Genomic DNA, 19935 nt, shown 5'->3' with positions numbered 1-19935 from the left:
CAGGCCGGCATCACATGAATTCCTACAGCACGCCGGCTTCGTTCTTCAGCTTGTCGACCAGTTCGGCGACGCTCTTGACCTTGACGCCCGCCTTGCGGCCGCCCGGCTCTTCGGTCTTGATCACCTTCAGCCGCGGCTTGACGTCGGCGCCGAAATCGGCGGGAGATTTCTCGTCCAGCGGCTTCTTCTTGGCCTTCATGATGTTGGGCAGCGAGGCATAGCGCGGCTGGTTGAGGCGAAGATCCGCGGTGACAATCGCCGGCATCTTCAGCTCCACCGTCTGCAGGCCGCCATCGACCTCGCGCGTCACCTTGGCCTTGTCGCCATCGATAACGACCTTGGAGGCAAAAGTGCCTTGCGCCCAGCCCAGAAGTGCGGCCAGCATCTGGCCGGTCTGGTTCGAATCGTCGTCGATCGCCTGCTTGCCGAGAATGACGAGACCGGGCTTTTCCGCCTCGACGACGCCCTTCAGCACCTTGGCGACACCCAGCGGCTCGGTCTGCTCGTCGGTCTTGACCAGGATGGCGCGGTCGGCGCCCATGGCGAGCGCGGTGCGCAAGGTTTCCTGCGCCTGCTGCGGCCCGATCGAGACAACGATGATCTCCTCCGCCTTGCCGGCCTCCTTCAGCCGGATCGCCTCTTCGACCGCGATCTCGTCGAACGGGTTCATCGCCATCTTGACGTTGGCGAGTTCCACCGCCGAACCGTCAGCCTTCACACGAACCTTCACATTCGCATCCACAACCCGCTTCACGGGCACAAGGATCTTCATTTGCCTGTCACCTCTTTCACGATAGCCACCTCTTTCAAGATAGTCACCTCTTTCAAGATATTCGGGCGCGCTATAGCAGTGTGCGCCTCTTCAGAGTTGTCGAAAGCCGACATTCCGGACGGAATTCTGGTCTCCGACCGTCTAAAGTGCGTCGCATTTGGCCAACCTCACGCGACGCGCTTCAGGTTGTGTGTTTCATGCATGTCGTTATCGCAAAAACCGCTGCACAGTTTTGCGCGACATGCATTGGTGTGGGAACGCTTCCGTAGTTGCGGCGACCCCGCACGTCAATATCCGGGGCGCGCCCAAATCATCCGCGCCGCACTCAAATCGGTTCAGTCCGGACTGGAGGCGCTTGCCCGTCCCCAGCGCGGCGCCGGCTGCGCCGGCAGCGGCTCACCTGGCGCCGGCTCTGCGGCAACAGGCATTTGGCCGGCGACCACCACTGCCTCTTCGTCCGCACCGGCAAGCAGCGGTACGGCGCGGTTGCGCAAGATGAGCACCAGCACGGCCCCGGCGATGATGCCGCCGACATGGCAGGCCCAGGAAATCTGATCCTCGCCACCGGCGGCGAACATCACGATCTGGAACAGGATCCACAGGATGAGCGGGATGAAGGCCGGGATGCGCAGCGGAATGCGGGCGAAGGCCAGCACCCATACCTTCACCCTGGGATAGAGGATCAGATAGGCGGCGACCACGCCGGCAATGGCGCCTGAGGCGCCGATCAGCGGAACCTGCGAGTCCCACGCGATCAGGCCCTGGAAGAAGGCGCCGGCGATGGCGCAGAGCAGGTAGAAGGCGAGAAAGCGGATATGACCGAGCGCGTCCTCGACATTGTCGCCGAACACCCACAGGAACAGCATATTGCCGCCGAGATGGAAAATATCGGCATGCAGGAAGGAATAGGTGACGTAGCTCAGGCTCTCCGGGATCACGACAAACTGAGGAGCCAGTTCGGCGCTGTCATGGACGACCGACGGGATGAAGCCGAGGCCCAGAACCGCGGCGTTGGTGAACTGCTCGCCGCCAAGCGCGGTGGCGAAGTAGATGAGCGTATTGAACGCGATCAGGCCGATCGTGACATATTGCTGCTTGATGTGGCGCAGCCGGTTGGTGTCATAAAGCGGGATGAACATCGGACCCCCTCCCGCCTCGGCAGATTCAGCGGTTCTTGCCGGGAACCCATAGCACGTCGGCGTTTCCATTGTCATTGACTGCGCGTGCGGCGACGAACAGAAAGTCCGACACGCGGTTGATGTATTTTATCGCCTCGCGGCTGACGTGCTCGCCCGGGGCCTGCGTCAAAGCCACCATGATGCGCTCGGCCCGCCGCGCCACCGTGCGGGCGAGGTGAAGGGCAGCCGCCGCCGGCGTGCCGCCGTTGAGCACGAAGGATTTGAGCGGCTGCAGATCCTTGTTGAGCAGGTCGATGTCCTTTTCGACCCGGTCGGTCTGCACAGCGGTGATGCGCAGCGGCTCATAGCCGAGCGGCTGGCCGTCGTCCGGCACCGCCAGATCGGCGCCGAGGTCGAAAAGATCGTTCTGGATGCGGCCGAGCATCGCGTCGATCGCCGGGTGTGTTGCCGCGGTGTGGATGCGGGCCATGCCGATGCAGGCATTGGCTTCGTCGACCGTGCCATAGGCGTCGATGCGCAGATCGGATTTCAGCCGCCGTTCACCGGTGCCAAGGCCGGTGGTGCCGTCGTCGCCGGTGCGGGTGTAGATCTTGTTGAGCTTGACCACGCTCTGCCTCCCGAAATCGCCACCCTCGTCACTTGCGGGTGAAATACACCGCCAGCATGATCAGCACCAATGCCACGAACTGCAGCAGCACGCGCGTCTGCATCAGCTTGTTGGAGGTCATGCCGGAGCCGCCGCGCATCATGTTGATGAGGCCGCGGATCAGCACGATCACCACGGCGACCATGACGAGGACAGCGAGGATGTTGAAGACGGTTGCCATAGTGTGTTTCCAGTCGATTGCGTTCAGGCGCGTTTGGCAAGCAGGCGGTAGAGCATTGATGCCGGCAGGATGCGTTTGAGGACAACGCCGATCCTGGCCGGCACCGTTACCACATAATGCGGACGCGGGCGCCGCGACAGAAGGGCATGGCGCAGGGCCGCATGAACCACCTCCGGCCCAGGCTTCAGCCGTGACGTGCTGCCGCCGGCCTGCAGCCGTTGCAGCTGCGCCTCGTAGGCTAGGCGGTGGACGGAATTCTCGCGGTCGATATTCCTGAGAAACCACACAAGGCCGTTGCTGGCGATCTTCGATGTCACCGGCCCCGGCTCGATCAGCGAGACATGGATGCTGCTGCCCTGGAGTTCCTGATGCATGCACAGCATCAGCCCTTCGATCGCGTGCTTCGACGCCGAATAGGCGCCGCGAAAGGGCAGCGGCGCCAAGCCGAGGATCGAGGAGCAATGGACGAGACGGCCATGGCCCTGGCGGCGCATCACCGGCACGACACGGCGGGTGAGGTCATGCCAGCCGAAGACATTCGCCTCGAATTGCTCCCTGAGCGCTGCGACAGGCAAGTCCTCGACGGCGCCGGGCTGGGCGTAGGCGCCGTTGTTGAACAGCGCATCGAGCCGTCCGCCGGTCCGCTCCAGCACCGACGAAACCAGCGTCTCGATGGATCCCGGTTCGCGATAATCCAGATAGAAAGCCTCGATGCCATCGGCCTCGAGGGCGGCGATATCCTCCGGCTTGCGTGCCGTCGCGAACACCCGCCAGCCTTCCGCCTTCAGCGCCCGGGTGCAATAGGCGCCTATCCCGGAAGAAGCTCCGGTGACGATGATGGTGCGCAACTTTTCTCCAGGAGGAGGCGTGCTTTGACCTAGGCTTGCCATTTGCCGCAATCCCTTCCCATATTCGCGGCGTCGAGACAATCGAAGGGAACGCGGTTCGTGTTGCGGAAGATCGTAGCCGTCAAACGCGTGCTCTATGACGCGTTCGGCCATTTCGATGCAGACGATGGCTGGGCGATGGCCAGTCATCTGGCGATCACGGCGCTGATGGCGCTTTTCCCTTTTCTGATTTTCGCCACGACACTGGCCAGTTTCCTTGGCGCACAGGCCTTTGCCGACACCGCCGTGCACCTCGTCTTCGACACCTGGCCCGAGCAGATCGCCGAGCCGATCGCGCGCGAAGTGCTCAACGTGCTCACCGTGCAGCGCACCGATCTGTTGACCTATGGCGTGCTGCTTGCCGCCTTCTTCGCCTCGAACGGCATCGAGGCGCTGCGCACCTCGCTCAACCGCGCCTACCGCGTTTCCGAAACGCGCGGCATCATCTACCGCCGGGTGCAAAGCATCGCCTTCGTGCTGATCGCCACGGCAGGTTTTCTGGTGATTAGCGTGCTTCTGGTGTTTGCGCCGTTGCTGGCGCGGCTGGCCGAGGCCAATTTCGAATGGGTAAAACCCTATATGGGAACGATCACGCTGTGGCGTTACATCATCGCCTCGATCGTCATCGTCGGCGGACTGTTCGCGGTGCATTACTGGCTGCCTGCGGGCAAGCGCCGCTTCGTCTCGATCATACCGGGCATCATCTTCACGCTGATTGCCTGGCTTATCGGGTCGACCATCTTCGCCGCCTATCTCGACCGTTTCTCGTCCTATGTGACGACCTATGCCGGCCTTGCCTCGATCATGGTCGCGGTCGTCTTCCTCTATATGGTTTCGGCGATCTTCATTCTCGGCGGTGAACTCAATGCCGCGATCAGCCGCTATCTGGAGGCACGCGCCCGAGTTGGCTGATTCTTGGTTGAGAATGATCTTTTCCGAAAGCCGGTTTCCACTTTGCTTCGCTGACCTTCAGTTCGGGATCATGCTTTGGTCGGCTGAGCGGTTGCCAGCCCGACGCCGAGCGTCGCAATCGCCATGCCGACGATCTGGACCAGGTTCAACTGTTCGCCGAACAACAGCCAGGCGATGACCGCGGTGACGGCCGGGACCAGATAGAACAGCGAAGCGACTTTCGACATCTCGCCGTCGCGGATCATCACCATCAACAGGAAGATGGCGCCGATCGACAGCACCAGCACCAGCCATGCCATGGCGAAGATCAACTCGCCGTTGACGACGACGGTTCGCGTCTCGAAAGCGAGCGAGGCCAAAGCCATCACCGATGCGCCGCCGACATATTGCCATTTGGTGGCCGCTACGAGATCACCGCCGGAGGCGAAGCGCTTCTGCCAGATCGTGCCAGCGCTCATACCAAGCACCGAGACAAGCGAGGCGGCCAGCGTCTCGGCCGTCACGCCGCCGCCGAGCGTCCCGAGCTTCGGCCAAAGCACGATGACCACGCCGGCAAGTCCGACAGTGAGGCCGGCCCAATGGCGCGGCAGAATGGCCTCGCCGAGAAACCGGCCGGCCATTACCGCCGTGATCAGCGGCTGCAGGCCGACGATCAAGGCCGATAACCCGGCCGGCATGCCCCTGTGGATGGCCCAGAACACGCCGCCGAGATAGACGCCATGCATCAGGATGCCGGCGCCGGTCGCGTGAAGCGCCTCCTTGCGCGTCGCTCGCCTGGAGCCGAGTGCCGCCATCAAGGCGGCCAACAGGACAGCGGCCAGAACGAAGCGCGCGGCCAGGAAGGTGAAAGGCTCGGCCCACGGCATGGCATAACGCGCGCCAATGAAGCCGGTCGCCCACAGGACGACGAAGGAGGCGGGGATGAACCGCTTGACGCTGTGCATTTTTGGAGGGCTGCCGCTCGGTGATGGGTTTTGTACGGGACTGCTGTAAAGCGGTTCAACCCGGCTAGCAAAAGCAAACGGTTGATCCATAGGCTCATCCGAGTTGAAGGATGCGCTCTGGGTCACGGAGGATCAAATCATGATCCAGTTCCACCCGCATAAATGCTCATCTGTAGTGATCCTTCGCGCCCCCCCTCTGTCCCGCCGCCATCAAAGGTTCTGCACCGTCGCGACGCTCTGAGGTAACGGAATGGACTAGATCCCGACCAGCCGCCGGACGTCTTCCGGTGATGCGCCGGCCTCGCGCAGGGCGGCAAGGCCGGTATCCGCAAAACTTTTCGACAGCTTTCGTCCATCCGGGCCGAGGACGAGGCGATGGTGGAAATAGCCTGGTTGCGGCAGGCCGAGGATCTCCTGGAGCAGGCGCTGCACGCCGGTGGCGGAATAGAGGTCCTGGCCGCGCACCACGTGGCTGATGCCCTGCAGCGCGTCGTCGACGACGACGGCGAGATGATAGCTGGTCGGGATTTCCCGGCGCGCCACGATCACGTCGCCCCAGTCCTGCGGCCGGGCTTTCACCGCACGTTTTGCGGAAAGCCTCTCATCCGAAAATTCCAGCCATGACAGGTCTGTGCCGACGCGCGCCATCGCAGCATCGACGTCGAGCCGCCAGGCGAAGGGCGCACTCTCGGCCATCCGTCGCTGGCGTTCCTTCATCGGCAACGCCTTGTCGACGGCGGGATAGAGCGGCACCCCGTCGGGGTCGCGCGGCCAGTTGCGGCCGCGCTTTTCGCTGGCGGTAATGAAGGCGCGGATTTCGCCACGGCTCATGAAGGCCGGGTAGACGAGCTCTTCGCTGATCAGCCGATCGAGCACCGCCCGATAGTCCGAAAAATGCTCGGACTGACGGCGCACCGGTTGTTCCCAGCCAAGCCCGAGCCATTCCAGGTCGCGAAAAATGCCGGCCTCGAATTCCGGCGTGCAGCGCGTCGTGTCGATGTCCTCGATGCGCAGCAACAGCCGCCCGCCGGTTGCGCTGGCCAATTTTTGATTGAGCAGCGCCGAATAGGCATGGCCGAGATGCAGTTCGCCATTCGGGCTCGGCGCGAAGCGGAATGTCAGGAGTGTCATCGTTCGGCGGCAATCGGGTTGTGCGGCGCTTTCGCCAGTTGCTACTTTGCGCCTGATTACATCTGCCACTTTGCGCCGGGAACAAGCAGACATGCAACGCATCGCCACGCTCGACGACGTCTCGCAAGGGCTCGACGCGCTCTGCCTGCTCGACCCGCGCCTGGAAAAGGTGCGCGGCATTGCCGGCGAGGTGCCGCTTCGGCTGTCCGAGCCGGGGTTCAGAAGCCTTGCCTCGATCATCGTCTCGCAGCAGGTATCCCGCGCCAGCGCCGACGCCATCTTCGGGCGGCTGGCAAAACTCGTCGATCCGCTGACGCCGCAAGCGATCCTTGCCGCCGACGAAGCCGTGTTTCGCGAGGCCGGACTGTCGCGGCCGAAACAGCGCGGGCTGATCGCCGTCGCCCAGGCAGTGGTCGACGGCCTCGACCTCGATCATCTCTGCTTGCTCGATGCCGCGGAGGCGATCACGGCGATGACCAAGGTGTCAGGCATCGGTCCGTGGACGGCGGAAGTCTATCTTCTGTTCGCCGCCGGCCACCCCGACGTCTTCCCGGCACGCGACGTTGCCCTGCAGAGCGCGGTCGGCCACGCGCTCGGCATCGACCCGCGTCCGCCCGAGAAAACGCTGGTCAAGCTCGCCGAATCATGGAGCCCGTGGCGCGGTGTCGCATCACGGCTTTTTTGGGCGTATTATCGCGAATTGAAGGGCAGGGACGCCGCGCCTCCGGCCTGAGTTCGCAAAAAAGCATTGAAATCAGGCGCTTTTAGCGCTGCGTTTGATCGACAAGCCGCTTCACATCCCTGTCATGTCGGGCTTACAGTATCCGCGCCGACAGGCTACAGCGCCGCGCATCCAATTGGATGCGCAAAGGACGCTGTAGGACTTTTGAATCTGTGCATGATCCTTTCCGAAAATCAGTCGATTTTCGGGGTCATGCACTGGACCAAGGAGGTCAATGACGTGACGGTTGCCGTATCTCCGGATGGGCTTCCAGCACTGGTGCTGAACGCGGATTACCGTCCGCTCAGCTATTACCCCCTGTCGCTCTGGTCGTGGCAGGACGCCATCAAGGCGGTGTTCCTCGAGCGGGTCAACATCGTCGCCGAATACGAGCACGCCGTGTCGTCGCCGACCTTCTCGATGAAACTGCCGAGCGTCGTCAGCCTGAAGGCGTATGTGAAGCCATCGCGGCATCCGGCCTTCACCCGCTTCAACGTCTTCCTGCGCGACCGTTTCCAGTGCCAGTATTGCGGCACGCCGGAGGATCTGACCTTCGACCATGTCGTTCCCCGCCATCGCGGCGGCGCGACGACGTGGGAAAATGTCGTCGCCGCCTGCTCGCCCTGCAATCTGAGGAAGGGCGGCATGATGCCGGCGCACGCCAAGATGTGGCCGCTGCAGAAACCTTTTCAGCCGACGGTGCACGATTTGCACAACAATGGCCGCCTGTTCCCGCCCAACCATCTGCATGAAAGCTGGATGGATTATCTGTACTGGGATGTCGAACTGGAGCCTTGAGATCATCCGATAATTCGGGAGGTTGGCCGTCTGAAGCGATTGTCTGCGCTTCCGATGCTCACGGACCAGCGCATGACCCCGGAAACCGATTTCGGTTTCCGGAAAGGATCATGCGCAAATGCAAAGTGTTAGAGCGTCCCTTGCGCGTCCAATTGGACGCGCAGCGCTCTAATGTCCGCTGCGCTTCGGTTCTCGACAATCACTCCATACGACTCAGCCTGCCGAATTCTTGAATGATCTCGCGCCGCACTAGATTAATCGCGGGCAAAGGCGCCGCGGAAGGCGATGACGGCCAGGACCAAACTGGCGATGGCGTTCCAGCCGGCCAGCGACAGGCCGAGGATGCGCACAGCCGCCTTGTCGCAGGAGGGCGGCACGAATCTGTCGAGCGCATCGAGCACGCCCTTGCCGCCGGTGTCGACCGGTCCGGCAGCCGCTGCACAGTCGGTCGGCCCCGGCCACCACGCCCATTCGACGCCGGAGTGATAGACGCCGAGATAGACGCCGTAGACCATCAGCAGGCCGCCGACGGCCAGCAGGCCGCGGATCAGCCATGCGGGCGCGCGCAATGTCGACGCAAGCGCCGCCAGCAGCATCAGCGGCACGCCGATGTAATAGGGAGTGCGTTGCTCCAGGCAGAGCTTGCAGGGGATGTAGCCGCCGAGGTGCTGGAAGGCCAGCGCCGAGCCGACGGTGGCGGCCATGGCAGCGGCGAGGAACAACGCCGTCCGCATGCGCTGGCCTCCCCTGTCGGCATTCACGGTCGCTGTCATCGATCTGCCGTTCGCCTTCTTGTTGAGCATGATCTTTTCCGAAAACCGGTGCGCCCACTTTTTGCTACGCTGACCTTCGGTTCGGGATCATGCTCTAGAAAGCGTATTTGACGACGATATAGAGCGAAATCAGGGCAGCGGCGGCGGCGCCCGCAATCAGGCCAAGGCGCTTTTCGATGAACTCGCGGATCGGTTCGCCATAGCGACGCAGCAGCCAGGCGAGGAACAGGAAACGGGCGCCGCGCGCCACGATCGCCAGCACGATGAACAGCAGGAGATTGACGCCGATGACGCCGGACAGGATCGTCACCACCTTGATCGGCGGCAGATGGGCGAGGCCGGAGGTGATCAGCATCAGGATGATGAAGCCAACGCCCGACGAGACGCGCAGCGCCTCGAAGTCGTCATACTTGCCGTAGAATTCGAGGATCGGCTTCGCCACCGTGTCGTAGGCATAATGGCCGATGTACCAGCCGGCGATGCCGCCCAGAACGGAAGCGAGGGTGGCGACCAGCGCGTAGCGATAGGCGCGATCCGGCCGCGACAGCGCCATCGGCAGAAAAAGCACGTCGGCCGGCACCAGGAACACCGAGCTTTCGACGAAGGCGATGAAGGCCAGCCACCATTCGGCGGATTTTTTTGCCGCCAGCGACAAGGTCCAGTCGTAAAGTCCGCGAAGCATCGGCACTCCTGATGCACGTCGCCCAAAAATGCGCAGCGCCTTTGGGATAACAATGCATAAAAACCAAGACCAAAAGCGCGCCAGATGAATCTCTCCAGACGCGGCGCGCTTTAATGCGCTGCCTGTCTAGAAAGATTTTTCGCGCTGCACAATGGCCGCCGCTTCACGAAATCGAAAGGCCGCGGCCGAGCGAAAGCGACATGCCCGGAATTGGCCACCCCGAATTGGCCAGTTGACGAACAGGCCTCCAACCGTATAGTCCGCGCCCATCCAGGCCGCCCGGCCTGAGCCCCTATGGCGGAATTGGTAGACGCGCTCGACAAAAAATCAGGATGCTACCTTCAGCCCGCAGGGTAATAGGATTAGAGGTCAATAGGTTAGGAGTTGAGGGTCGCTCAATTCTCAAACTGCCACCTTCTACCTAGGTGCAGGATGAGAGCGTTGAGAGGTCAACGAGTTAGTGCTTTGCGGGTGTGGTGAAACTGGTAGACGCGCTGGATTCAAAATCCAGTTCCGAAAGGAGTGTCGGTTCGATTCCGACCACCCGCACCATTCAATTCTTAGTTGGCACGGCCGCACCTTGAGCGCTGCTCTCCGAAGGTGGAGTTGACACGTTCGAATCGTGTCGGGCGCGCCAAAATTTCGAACCCCTTGAGTTGAAACGGTTTTTCGAAGAGGCGCCCGAACAAAAGAGAGAACTGTCTGGGAGCCCATTCGTCACCAGCGAATAAGGTGACTCGGCGTTGCCGTTTGAACGCGAAGATCTGACCTGAGCTGTCGTTGCGGGAGGTTGGCTCGAACGTCTCAAATGGGTGCTCGAAGCCGCCAATGGCACCAGTGGCGCAGAGGCGCGCCTAACCCTTTGCGCCGATGGCATTTGCATCTGGAGCTAAATCCGGCCCCATGCCTCGCATCTTGACATTATAGACGCGTACGTGCCCGTCGAGGCCTTTGAGGCGGCGAGTGCCGAGCTCGATGATCGGAACCTTGCCACCCACAAAGCGCGCCACGGAATGATCGATGAGGATTTGTTGATCATCAGCGGACGAACACAGTCTCGACGCCAGGTTCACGACATTGCCGATCGCGGTGTAGTCAACGCGGGCTTCATAGCCAATTCGGCCCACCGTTGCCCACCCCATTGCGAGACCTATGCCGAAACCAATCTGATGGCCACGCAGTCGCCACCCAGAGATGAGGCCTTGAATGGCATCCCGCATGTCGACAGCCATTTTCACAGCATGAAGCGCCGGCTCTTCGCACGGAACCGGGGCGTTGACGAGAACCATCAACCCATCCGCCGAAAAACTGGTCAGCGTTGCCTCATACCGGGTGATGATCGCGCCGAGCGCCTCATAGTACTCACGCAAGACCTGCATGATGTCCTCAGGCTCGGCATGCGCTGAAAAAGCGGTAAAACCACGCAAGTCGCAGAAAACAGCGACCACTTCCGCGCGCTGGCCAGCGAGCACGCTCTCGTCGCCAGCCTTTTCTACGAGCTCCGCGACCTGCGGTGCGAGGAAGCGCTTCAGCCGCGTCATTCGCTCCGCGCGGTCCCTCGATATGGCGAGTTCGTGCGCCATTTGATTGAACTGCGCCGCCAGCCGCTCGAGTTCATCTCCAGTGGCGATGTTGATCCGGTGATCGAACTGTCCGGCACCGATTTTGTGGGTGCCCTCTTCCAATAGTCGGATGGGGCCGCTCATCCGTCTGGCAAGCCAATAGGCGAGTGCCGCCGCAAGGACTGTGGCGGCGAGCAATAGACCACCGGTCCGCCACAATGAAGCGTATAGGGGCGCAAAAGCCTCTGCCTGCGACTGCTCGACAAACACCGTCCAGCCGGCTGCGGCAATCGGTGCAACAGCGGTCACAACGGGTTCATTCTCGGCGTTGCGGGTTGCAATCGCATTGCCGCCCGCGGCGGCGATTGCATCCCGCAATCTGCGCAGGGCTAACGCCGCTTTCTCGTCGGTGCCATGCAATACCTTGGTGATGTCTCGGTGAGCTACTAGGCCGCCGGTCTGGTCGACAACAAATGCCTGGCCGCTGCGACCAATGCGAATTTCGGAAACGATGAGCCAGACAGGCTTCAGGCTGATTTCGGCGACGACTGTGCTGCCTGAGTATGCGGCCACCGCCATGGTCATGAGCGGTTCGGAACCCTGGCGATAGGTGACCGGGCCATACCAGAATTTCGCCGACCTGGCACCCACGACAGCGGGATCGCCGGAGCGGTCCGCTCCGCCTTCCGTCCTGTTCAAGCCAATGCGGGAGACGTGCAGCCGCTCTGCGCCAGTACTGTCGAGAAAACTGATGCTGACAATTCCCGGGGCTTGGTGCATCGCCCGTATGGCAAGGAACCGATACTGTTTCACGGCGTCCGTGGTCGACCGGATCTGGTTCACCGTCGGGGCGAGCTGACGCTTGATCTCGTCGAGAAAGCTCTCAATCTTGTCGGCTGCGGATGTTGCCTCGGACCGCAGCAGGGCGCTGAGGATCGCACGCTGGTCGCCATAGCTGAACCAGGCGTCGCTGATGCCGCCGGCAGCCATCGGAAAAATGACGGCGGCGAATAAGACTAGAAAGTACTTCCGGAATAGCGATCGACGCATGGGAGCGGCTTCGAGATTGATCGGCCCCCCAGAAGCGACCGACGATACGTCGGACAATTCAACCCCGGAAAGATACCCTATGTTCTTGTGGATTGGTATAGGCTGGGCCGTTCCCCGCCCATATGGGGGGCTTCCTACCTTCCCACCACTCCTAGTGGCACGATCGCTTTTTTTGGATCGCTCGCGACCTTTGCTAGCGAGACCAATGAGCTTTCGCAAATGGCGTCAAAACGCGACCTTCACGGCATCACGGCAAAGGTCCGGAGGTGGCGCAACCACGCCGTTGAGACAAATCGCGCTCCATCGAGGGACAGGGCTTGAAACCCTTGACCCTCAGGTTATCATGCTGACGAGCCAGTTCTCATCTTCATCCTCTCCGGCGCGCCACTAAATACCCTGCAAAAACACAGGGTTGGAGGTGCCTCCCCACTCCCGAAATAGCTCTTTGTTGCGGCCGGTCACAATCTCGTCACATCAAAAGGAGCAACGCGTTATGGCATCCATACGCAAACGAAACGACAAGTGGCAGGCGCAAGTCCGCGGCGTCGGGGGTGCTCGGCGACACAGGCACAACGACCGGGCTATTACCCGGTCGTTATCACCATCCGGAACCGGGCTGCGCCGCTCATCATCCTCTCATAGGCTTCTGCCGCCCGCTCAAGCGGCATCGTTTCGATCATTGGGCGAATGTTGGCGAGGGCGCTGAAAGCCAAAGTGTCTTCGGAATCAGCCGAGGTTCCAGAAGGCCATCCCTGGATCGCCCGGCGGCCGCCGATCAGAAGGAATGGCGAGACCTCGATGGGGTCGGGTGAAGCGCCAACGACGATCATCTTGCCATCAACAGCCAGTCCGCCAAGCACCGCGCTCATCGCCTGCGAATTGGTGACGGTGGACAGGATCACGCGAGCCCCACCCAGCTTATTCAGTTCGGCGGCAGCATCCTGGGTGGTGCTGTCGAAATAGTGATGAGCGCCAAGCTTGTGCGCCAGCGGCCGCTTGTCAGCGCCCCGCGCAATGGCGACCGTGCGGCAGCCCATTTTGGCGGCGAACTGCACACCGAGATGACCTAGACCGCCGATGCCGAGCACCGCGACGGTATCGCCCGCACGGATCCCGCTATTCCGCAACGCATTGTAGGTCGTGATGCCTGCGCACAGGAGCGGCGCGGCTTCGGCGGCCTGCAGATCATCTGGGATCGCAGCCAGGGCTTCGAACGGCGCGATCATGTAATCGGCGTACCCGCCATCATAGGTGATGCCGGGAATCTGCCCATTCGCACATGTGATGAAATCACCACGACGGCAGGAGGGGCAATGGCCGCAATGACCGCCGTGCCAGCCAACGCCGACCCGCTGCCCAGGCTTCCAATTGGGCACTCGCTCGCCGACCTTGTCGATGACACCCACAACTTCGTGGCCTGGCACCCGCGGATAGGCGATTCCCGGGAATACCCCCAATTTGGTCAAGGCATCGCTGTGACATACTCCACACGCTTGGACCTTGATCAGGACTTGGCCCGGAGCCGGGATCGGAATCTCGCGTTCGACCAGCTCGAATGGTCCATTGGCGTTTTTCACTTGAACAGCACGCATACGTGGCATTGGGGGCCTCCTGTAGTTGGGGTTGCGTCGGGCAAAGGGTTGATATCGATTGGCCGCTTTCTAAGTCTTGCCCTGCTTAAACTCTGCGCTGGCATCACGTAAATCGCTTCAATCACCCGCCGCGGTGATCGTTGAGATCGAACTGCCAGCAATGCGCGACTATACGCCTGAATCGGAGCGCTGTGGCGGAGCGAGCATGCCGTGGCATCGACCGAGGTCTGTCAAGCAGAAATAGCGCAATTTCTGCCTAAGACGCCCGTTTTCCAGACTGTGTCAAAGCTCAGAGAGGCCCGCCACAGGCCGGATGAAGCCTCGTGACGGCGCTGTCGTGTTTGACCCCTTCACGCGATTCCGACCTCGCGCCGCAATGGATGGAGCTGACGATGCTGACAGCCCTTGTTCTCATTTGCTCGGTTGCAACTACACCCAATCGACAGGACTGCACCTCTGACAATGCGGCGGCAGTCTTGCGTGCCCGTCGAGTTCGCGAGCCCGACCACGTGCTTCATGCACGGGCAGGCCTACCTGGCCGGCGGGACGAAAGCATAGACCAGCCACGCCGCTATTGTATTTTGCTAGATTGAGCAGATGCTTATTTAGCCTGAGCTTGGGAAACCCAGCATGACCCGGCTGCCTCGACTCCCACCCGATTCCCTGGGCAGCCGGGTCGCCTTTTCAGACCGTGGCAATCTCAGGGGATGTTCGCCGAGCCAACGTCTGCCCTGTCGCGTGCCGGTCACGCAGCCTTGCGACTAATGAGCCAGCAACTCCGTCTCGACCCGACTAGACGTGCATTGACGCAGATCAAAGAACGTGGCGCGGTTTCAGACCGACATGAAGTTTCGCGTAACTTACATGCTGCTTATCGACAGTGTGATGCATTGAGAAGATGTTGCGCCAGGTGGTCAGCACAGTCCGTTCTGCACCGGTTCGTTTGCATGCAAAGGAGGAAGGCTTGAAACGTCACCTTGGCAAAATAGCTACTTGCTCAATGAGAACGGTAGTTGCGGCGACCGGCATGGTTGTTGCACTGACGGGCGTTGGGCAGGCACAGCAATCCGATGCGCCGCTGGGTTCTCCGGCTGCCACGCGAGCGATCGACGGGCTCCAACTGCCTGCGCCCGACATGCCGTTTGGCGGCAAGACCGAGCGCAACGCGCTTGAATCGACCCCGTTCTGGCAGCCGCGCGTCGCCCCGCCAGAAGGAGCTCCGAACGTCCTGCTGATCATCACCGACGACGTCGGCTTTGGCGCTCCTTCAACGTTCGGAGGCGTAATTCCAACCCCGACACTCGACAAAATTGCTGACATGGGGCTGCGCTATACGAACATGCACTCCACGGCGCTTTGTTCGCCGACGCGGGCCGCCCTGATAACCGGACGCAACCACCATTCGACGGGTTTCGGGGTTATCTCGGAACAGGCGACCGGGTATCCGGGCTACGATAGCGTCATCACCAAGGACAAGGCGACCGTCGGCACGATCCTGAAGGACAACGGCTACAATACCTCGTGGTTCGGCAAGAACCACAACACGCCAGGCTATCACATCAGCATGGCCGGTCCCTTCGACCAGTGGCCCACAGGCATGGGCTTCGACTATTTTTATGGCTTCATGGGCGGCGACACGAGCCAATGGACGCCGGGCAACCTGTTCCGCAACACCACCCAGATCTACCCGTTTGAAACGCAGAAGGGCTACAACCTGATCACCGCGATGGCGGACGATGCCATCGACTATATGACCCAGCTAAATACTCTGTCGCCGGACCAGCCTTGGCTGGTCTACTACGCACCCGGCGGGACCCACGCGCCGCACCATCCGACGCCCGAGTGGATCAAGAAGACCGAAGACATGCATCTCTTCGACGGTGGCTGGAACAAGCTGCGCGACACGATCTTCGCCAACCAGAAAAAACTCGGCGTGATCCCGCAGACAGCGGATCTTACCCCTTGGCCTTCGGACCTTCTAAAGAACTGGGACCAGCTGACGGATGACGAGAAGAAGATGTTCATCCGGCAAGCCAATGTCTATGCCGCCTATCTTTCCTACACCGACGCCGAGATTGGCCGGGTGGTTCAGGCTGTGGAGGATAGCGGCGACCTCGAGAACACGCTGATCATCTACATATCCGGCGACAACGGATCGTCTGCGGAAGGCACATTGATCGGCACGCCGAACGAAGTGGCGATGTTCAACGGCATTGAAGTGCCGGTGGACGTGCAGCTGAAGAGCTTCTACGACATCTGGGGCACCGAGTTCACCTACAACCACATGGCGGTTCCGTGGTCCTGGGCCTTCGATACGCCGTTCAAGTGGACCAAGCAGATTTCGTCCCATTTCGGCGGCACACGGCAGGGCATGGCGATTGCCTGGCCCAAAGTCATCGCTGACAAAGGCGGCATCCGCAACCAGTTCGCCCACGTCATCGACGTCACTCCGACCATCCTAGAGGCCGCAGGAATCCGCGAACCCTCGGTCGTCGACGGCATTCCGCAGAGCCCGATGGAAGGATCGAGCCTCAGCTACACTTTCGACGCAGCAAACGCCGACGAACCCTCGCATCACGTGACCCAATACTTCGAGATGTTCGGCAATTACGCGATCTACCACGAGGGCTGGATGCTGGTGGACAAGGTGAGCCGTCCGGCGTGGGTGACGGCGGGTCCGCAGAACACCAATCCGGCCAAGGCCGACTGGGAACTCTACGACATCAACACGGACTGGACGCAGAACCGCGACTTGGCGGCGCAAAGTCCGGACAAGGTCAAGGAGCTTGAGGCGGTCTGGTGGCAGGAGGCCAAGAAGTACAATGTGATGCCGCTCGACGCTTCGGTGGTAAGCCGTCTCGTCACGCCGCGGCCATCAATCACAGCTGGCCGGTCCGAGTTCGAGTTCCCTGGCAAAATGACAGGCATCTCGAATGGCGTCGCGCCCGCGATACTGAACTCCTCTTACACTTTCACCGCCGAGGTGACGGTGCCCGAGGGCGGCGGCGACGGCATGATCATTACGCAAGGCGGCCGCTTCACCGGCTACGGTTTGTTCGTCAACAAAGGCAAGCCCACCTTCGTCTGGAACCTGCTCGGCCTGCAGAAAGTGGCCTGGGAAGCTCCCGACGCTCTGACTCCCGGCAAACACACACTTGAGTTCGACTTCAAGTATGACGGGCTAGGGGCTGCGACGCTCGCCTTCAACGACTTCAGCGGCATCGGCAAGGGTGGCACGGGCGAGCTGAAGGTGGACGGCAATGTCGTGGCGACGCAGAAGATGCCGGGCACCGTTCCGCTCATCCTGGCCTGGGACGAGAACATGGACATCGGGTCCGATACGGGGACGCCGGTGGACGACGCTTCCTACTCTGTGCCCTTCGCCTTCACAGGCACAATCGACAGCCTCAAGCTTGTGATCGATCGGCCTCAGCTGAGTGATGCTGACAAGGGACGGCTTGAGGAAGCTATGAAGAAGGCTGCCGAGTAACGCCTTTGGTTGGCCTGGCTTGCGCCATGGTCAAGCAAAGCCCCTCGCGGCCCTGGCAATTGCCAATCGAGTCGCGAGGGCGAATGACCGAGCGGACTGGTACAATGAAGAAGGTGCTCATTTTCGCGGCCGTCGGTGAAGTCTTGACAGGGGTGGCTTTGTTCGTCGTCCCGTCGCTCGTCGGGCGGCTGTTGCTCGGCCAGGAACTTGCCGGCATCGCCCTACCGGTCGCACGGGTCGCAGGCCTCGCCCTTGGGAGTCGCCTGCTGGCCGGGTTCGCCACTGCTCGGGATGTTGACCTACAGCACGGCCGTCGCTCTGTATCTCGCCTGCCTCGGTTTCACAGGCGGCTTCACCGGCATCCTGTTGTGGCCGGCGGTTGTCCTGCACATACTCCTGACATCACTTTTGACTTGGAGTGCGAGACAAGGAAGGGCATGCGGCACGCTAAACTCGTTCCAAAAGTGGATGATGCGTGCGACGATGAGGAGGAGCTAATGAGGAGGAGTTGTCTGATGATTAGCCTCAGATCGAAAACGACCAAAATTTCAAAAGCAACCTTGCTGGCGGCCGCCCTAAGCCTGTCAGCGCCTTTGGCCGCGAACGCCGACGAGACTCACGCCAAGAGCATGCTGAAAGCCATGTCGGACTACATGGCTGCACAGCAGATGATTTCGTTCGGCTACGATACGAACCTGGAAGTCGTCACTAGTGACCATCAGAAGCTCCTGTTCGCGAGTTCGGGCACCGCCGCCCTCAGCCGTCCCGACAAGATTCGCGCCACCCGCGACGGCGGCTTTGCTAGCGTGGAGATGATCTTCGACGGAAAGACGCTCACTCTGCTGGGTAAGAATGCCAACCTCTACGCCCAAGCCGAGGTCCCAGGCGATCTTGATCATCTGATCGACGAGCTGCGCGACAAGTTCCACAGGCCCGTCCCCGGTGCCGATCTGCTCACGTCCAATGTCTACGACGTGCTGATGGACGGCGTGACCGACATCAAGGACCTCGGCAGCGGCGTGATCGGCGGCACCGAATGCGATCACCTGGCGTTCCGGGCCAAGGAGGTCGACTGGCAGATCTGGATCGCGCAGGGCGAGAGCCCCTATCCCTGCCGCTATGTCATCACCTCCAAGGAGGTGGACCAAGGCCCGCAATACAGCGTCCAGGTCAGGGACTGGAAGGTTGGCAGCGAGGTCGCGGCCGACGATTTCGCCTTCAAGAACACGACGGATGCCAAGAAGGTCGAGGCGACGGAACTCACCGATACGGATGAACTGCCCAGTCAATTTTCCCCAGGAGGCAACCAATGACCATGACAAACAAGGTGACAACTGTTTTCCTCGCCGGGGTGATCGGACTTGTCGGGATGGGAGCCTCAGAGAGGTTTGCGGTTTCCGGCTCATATGGGTTCATCTCAGGCGCCGAGGCCAGGGTCGGCCGTCCGCTTACGCCGGTTAGCGTTGCCGGCGTAGCGCGTCGCACCGTGCGGCGCTGCGCTGTTGGTGTATACTACTGCTAGAGAAGAGTTCACCGGTGCAGCGCAATGGGCGAAGAACGCAGATTAAGGCAGAGCCGCAGCACCACAATTCTTCGGCCACCACGCCTCGCTGTCGAAATGTTGACAGCGATCGCTCTCTGCACGATGGCGTTGACGGGTTGCGTCGGAGTTTCTTCCAAGGAATTGCTGGCGCTCGGTTCGACGGTCACGCCCAGCAAAGTCGATTTCGTAGAGCTTTCCGCTTATGCCGGTAGGGCAAAGACCGCCTATGCAGCGGAAGCGGCCATCCGCGCCAAATATCCCTCCACGGTGCGCGTCGGCTCGCCGGGCAAGACCGATGCGCTGTATTTCGTCGAGCGGGACGACAAAGCCAAGAGCCAATACATCTCGATCCGCGGAACGGCCAACAAAAAGAACATTTTCGAAGACATCGAGATAAGAGTCCGGCAGGATCTGGATATCGATATCCCGGTCCATTCCGGCTTCGACGCTACAGCTCGTGCCATCTACGATGACATGAAGCCGTATCTGAAGCCGAACTACAAGACCTTCATAACCGGACATTCGCTGGGCGGAGCGATCGCTGCGCTACTTGCGATATACATGGTCGAGGATGACTACGACGTCGTGAAGGTCGTCACCTTCGGGCAGCCGAAATTCACCACCTCGGCCGGCGTCGAACGGCTTGGGTTTCTGACGATCACCCGTGTCGTCGATGAGAACGACATCGTGCCGATGCTGCCGCCGACAACTGTATTCAACCGTATTCATGGTTCGTACCAGCATATCGGTCCAGAAGTCATTCTCCTGGAAGGTCCGCGCTACGTGTTCCTACCCGAGCACGATGCCGATCGCATTTCCCTCGGAGAGTTGTCGCGCTCCATCGGTCTTGCCGACCTCGCCGACCACCATATGGACAACTACGTGAATAGGCTCTCGACCAAGGCGACCAGCGCTGTCGCGGTTTCCTACAATGATCGCGAAGAGTACGTTGCGCTCAAAAAGAAACCCGCTTCGAACTGAAGCAATACGATCATTGTGGTTCAGCTACGTTACTGCGTCGGCATTCGCCGGCAAAAAAGGCTATACACCCTGCCTAGGCAGCATCGCCGCATGCCGGGAATTGGCCAGTTGACGAACAGGCCTCCAACCGT

18 protein-coding genes and 1 tRNA gene are annotated in these 19935 nt (G+C 61.0%); 8 read left to right on the top strand and 11 right to left on the bottom strand.

The features are described 5' to 3' along the window. Positions 1-22 precede the first annotated feature (22 nt). The 5 genes from BQ8794_RS02850 to BQ8794_RS02830 form a co-directional block, all read right to left on the bottom strand. Positions 23-772, bottom strand: coding sequence for an electron transfer flavoprotein subunit beta/FixA family protein (locus tag BQ8794_RS02850; protein ID WP_077372839.1), 750 nt, complete (start codon positions 770-772; stop codon positions 23-25). A gap of 335 nt (positions 773-1107) precedes the next feature. Continuing rightward, complete coding sequence (locus BQ8794_RS02845) at positions 1108-1911, bottom strand: rhomboid family intramembrane serine protease (protein ID WP_077372837.1); 804 nt, start codon at positions 1909-1911, stop codon at positions 1108-1110. Between the two features lie 25 nt (positions 1912-1936). Further along, positions 1937-2518, bottom strand: a complete 582-nt coding sequence (locus BQ8794_RS02840) for a cob(I)yrinic acid a,c-diamide adenosyltransferase (RefSeq protein ID WP_077372834.1) — start codon at positions 2516-2518, stop codon at positions 1937-1939. Between the two features lie 28 nt (positions 2519-2546). Next, complete coding sequence (locus BQ8794_RS02835) at positions 2547-2738, bottom strand: twin transmembrane helix small protein (RefSeq protein ID WP_023797244.1); 192 nt, start codon at positions 2736-2738, stop codon at positions 2547-2549. Positions 2739-2761: 23 nt separating this feature from the next. Continuing rightward, complete coding sequence (locus BQ8794_RS02830) at positions 2762-3628, bottom strand: SDR family oxidoreductase (protein ID WP_077372831.1); 867 nt, start codon at positions 3626-3628, stop codon at positions 2762-2764. Between the two features lie 57 nt (positions 3629-3685). Here BQ8794_RS02830 and BQ8794_RS02825 point away from each other — a divergent pair, with 57 nt between their 5' ends. Then, positions 3686-4537, top strand: a complete 852-nt coding sequence (locus BQ8794_RS02825; protein WP_077372828.1) for a YihY/virulence factor BrkB family protein — start codon at positions 3686-3688, stop codon at positions 4535-4537. 68 nt (positions 4538-4605) lie between these two features. Here the strand turns inward: BQ8794_RS02825 and BQ8794_RS02820 are convergent, their stop codons facing one another. Together BQ8794_RS02820 and gluQRS are read right to left on the bottom strand one after the other, a co-directional pair. Beyond that, complete coding sequence (locus BQ8794_RS02820; protein ID WP_077372824.1) at positions 4606-5481, bottom strand: DMT family transporter; 876 nt, start codon at positions 5479-5481, stop codon at positions 4606-4608. A gap of 255 nt (positions 5482-5736) precedes the next feature. Further along, positions 5737-6612, bottom strand: coding sequence for a tRNA glutamyl-Q(34) synthetase GluQRS (gluQRS, locus tag BQ8794_RS02815; protein ID WP_077372820.1), 876 nt, complete (start codon positions 6610-6612; stop codon positions 5737-5739). Positions 6613-6703: 91 nt separating this feature from the next. Between gluQRS and BQ8794_RS02810 the strand changes: the two genes are divergently transcribed. Together BQ8794_RS02810 and BQ8794_RS02805 are read left to right on the top strand one after the other, a co-directional pair. Then, positions 6704-7345 carry a DNA-3-methyladenine glycosylase family protein gene (locus BQ8794_RS02810; RefSeq protein ID WP_077372817.1) on the top strand — a complete coding sequence of 214 codons (642 nt, stop codon included), beginning with the start codon at positions 6704-6706 and terminating at the stop codon, positions 7343-7345. A 228-nt stretch (positions 7346-7573) separates the two neighbouring features. Beyond that, positions 7574-8131 carry an HNH endonuclease gene (locus BQ8794_RS02805; protein WP_023797250.1) on the top strand — a complete coding sequence of 186 codons (558 nt, stop codon included), beginning with the start codon at positions 7574-7576 and terminating at the stop codon, positions 8129-8131. Positions 8132-8385: 254 nt separating this feature from the next. Here BQ8794_RS02805 and BQ8794_RS02800 read toward each other — a convergent pair whose 3' ends face one another. Both BQ8794_RS02800 and BQ8794_RS02795 read right to left on the bottom strand, forming a co-directional pair. Then, a complete protein-coding gene (locus tag BQ8794_RS02800; RefSeq protein ID WP_077373315.1) occupies positions 8386-8904 on the bottom strand; it encodes a disulfide bond formation protein B in 519 nt (172 codons plus the stop codon). Between the two features lie 94 nt (positions 8905-8998). After that, complete coding sequence (locus BQ8794_RS02795) at positions 8999-9586, bottom strand: YqaA family protein (RefSeq protein ID WP_077372813.1); 588 nt, start codon at positions 9584-9586, stop codon at positions 8999-9001. Positions 9587-10053: 467 nt separating this feature from the next. On the opposite strand from BQ8794_RS02795, the gene BQ8794_RS02790 reads away from it, so the two are divergent. Continuing rightward, positions 10054-10138, top strand: a tRNA-Leu gene (locus BQ8794_RS02790). A 302-nt stretch (positions 10139-10440) separates the two neighbouring features. Here the strand turns inward: BQ8794_RS02790 and BQ8794_RS02785 are convergent. Together BQ8794_RS02785 and BQ8794_RS02780 are read right to left on the bottom strand one after the other, a co-directional pair. Continuing rightward, positions 10441-12198, bottom strand: coding sequence for an adenylate/guanylate cyclase domain-containing protein (locus BQ8794_RS02785; protein ID WP_077372810.1), 1758 nt, complete (start codon positions 12196-12198; stop codon positions 10441-10443). Between the two features lie 584 nt (positions 12199-12782). After that, on the bottom strand, positions 12783-13799 hold the full coding sequence (locus BQ8794_RS02780; RefSeq protein WP_077372807.1) for an alcohol dehydrogenase: 1017 nt from the start codon (positions 13797-13799) through the stop codon (positions 12783-12785). A gap of 1018 nt (positions 13800-14817) precedes the next feature. Between BQ8794_RS02780 and BQ8794_RS02775 the strand changes: the two genes are divergently transcribed. The 4 genes from BQ8794_RS02775 to BQ8794_RS02755 all read left to right on the top strand — a co-directional run bounded on the left by BQ8794_RS02775 (position 14818) and on the right by BQ8794_RS02755 (position 19804). Continuing rightward, positions 14818-17280, top strand: a complete 2463-nt coding sequence (locus BQ8794_RS02775; RefSeq protein ID WP_143744445.1) for an arylsulfatase — start codon at positions 14818-14820, stop codon at positions 17278-17280. Between the two features lie 629 nt (positions 17281-17909). Beyond that, entirely contained in the window at positions 17910-18593 is a 684-nt protein-coding gene (locus tag BQ8794_RS02765; protein ID WP_244554844.1) for a DUF2092 domain-containing protein, read from the top strand. Further along, a complete protein-coding gene (locus BQ8794_RS02760; protein ID WP_077372798.1) occupies positions 18590-18802 on the top strand; it encodes a hypothetical protein in 213 nt (70 codons plus the stop codon). The genes BQ8794_RS02765 and BQ8794_RS02760 overlap by 4 nt, the downstream gene beginning before the upstream one ends. A 96-nt stretch (positions 18803-18898) precedes the next feature. Then, positions 18899-19804, top strand: a complete 906-nt coding sequence (locus tag BQ8794_RS02755; protein ID WP_167378603.1) for a lipase family protein — start codon at positions 18899-18901, stop codon at positions 19802-19804. Positions 19805-19935 lie beyond the last annotated feature (131 nt).

The sequence above is a fragment of the Mesorhizobium prunaredense genome, assembly GCF_900156895.1.
Lineage (GTDB): Bacteria > Pseudomonadota > Alphaproteobacteria > Rhizobiales > Rhizobiaceae > Mesorhizobium > Mesorhizobium prunaredense.
The sequence above is the reverse complement of the archived record's forward strand: the minus strand, read 5'-3'. Positions and strand labels throughout refer to the sequence as shown.

Excerpts from the sequence above, each read along its gene's own strand:
- gluQRS (WP_077372820.1), bottom strand. The coding sequence starts at position 6,612 with ATGACACTCCTGACATTCCGCTTCGCGCCGAGCCCGAATGGCGAACTG.
- BQ8794_RS02765 (WP_244554844.1), top strand. The coding sequence starts at position 17,910 with ATGCTGAAAGCCATGTCGGACTACATGGCTGCACAGCAGATGATTTCG.
- BQ8794_RS02755 (WP_167378603.1), top strand. The coding sequence starts at position 18,899 with ATGTTGACAGCGATCGCTCTCTGCACGATGGCGTTGACGGGTTGCGTC.
- BQ8794_RS02810 (WP_077372817.1), top strand. The coding sequence starts at position 6,704 with ATGCAACGCATCGCCACGCTCGACGACGTCTCGCAAGGGCTCGACGCG.
- BQ8794_RS02800 (WP_077373315.1), bottom strand. The coding sequence starts at position 8,904 with ATGACAGCGACCGTGAATGCCGACAGGGGAGGCCAGCGCATGCGGACG.
- BQ8794_RS02785 (WP_077372810.1), bottom strand. The coding sequence starts at position 12,198 with ATGCGTCGATCGCTATTCCGGAAGTACTTTCTAGTCTTATTCGCCGCC.
- BQ8794_RS02845 (WP_077372837.1), bottom strand. The coding sequence starts at position 1,911 with ATGTTCATCCCGCTTTATGACACCAACCGGCTGCGCCACATCAAGCAG.
- BQ8794_RS02780 (WP_077372807.1), bottom strand. The coding sequence starts at position 13,799 with ATGCCACGTATGCGTGCTGTTCAAGTGAAAAACGCCAATGGACCATTC.
- BQ8794_RS02850 (WP_077372839.1), bottom strand. The coding sequence starts at position 772 with ATGAAGATCCTTGTGCCCGTGAAGCGGGTTGTGGATGCGAATGTGAAG.
- BQ8794_RS02760 (WP_077372798.1), top strand. The coding sequence starts at position 18,590 with ATGACCATGACAAACAAGGTGACAACTGTTTTCCTCGCCGGGGTGATC.
- BQ8794_RS02835 (WP_023797244.1), bottom strand. The coding sequence starts at position 2,738 with ATGGCAACCGTCTTCAACATCCTCGCTGTCCTCGTCATGGTCGCCGTG.
- BQ8794_RS02795 (WP_077372813.1), bottom strand. The coding sequence starts at position 9,586 with ATGCTTCGCGGACTTTACGACTGGACCTTGTCGCTGGCGGCAAAAAAA.
- BQ8794_RS02830 (WP_077372831.1), bottom strand. The coding sequence starts at position 3,628 with ATGGCAAGCCTAGGTCAAAGCACGCCTCCTCCTGGAGAAAAGTTGCGC.
- BQ8794_RS02775 (WP_143744445.1), top strand. The coding sequence starts at position 14,818 with ATGGTTGTTGCACTGACGGGCGTTGGGCAGGCACAGCAATCCGATGCG.
- BQ8794_RS02820 (WP_077372824.1), bottom strand. The coding sequence starts at position 5,481 with ATGCACAGCGTCAAGCGGTTCATCCCCGCCTCCTTCGTCGTCCTGTGG.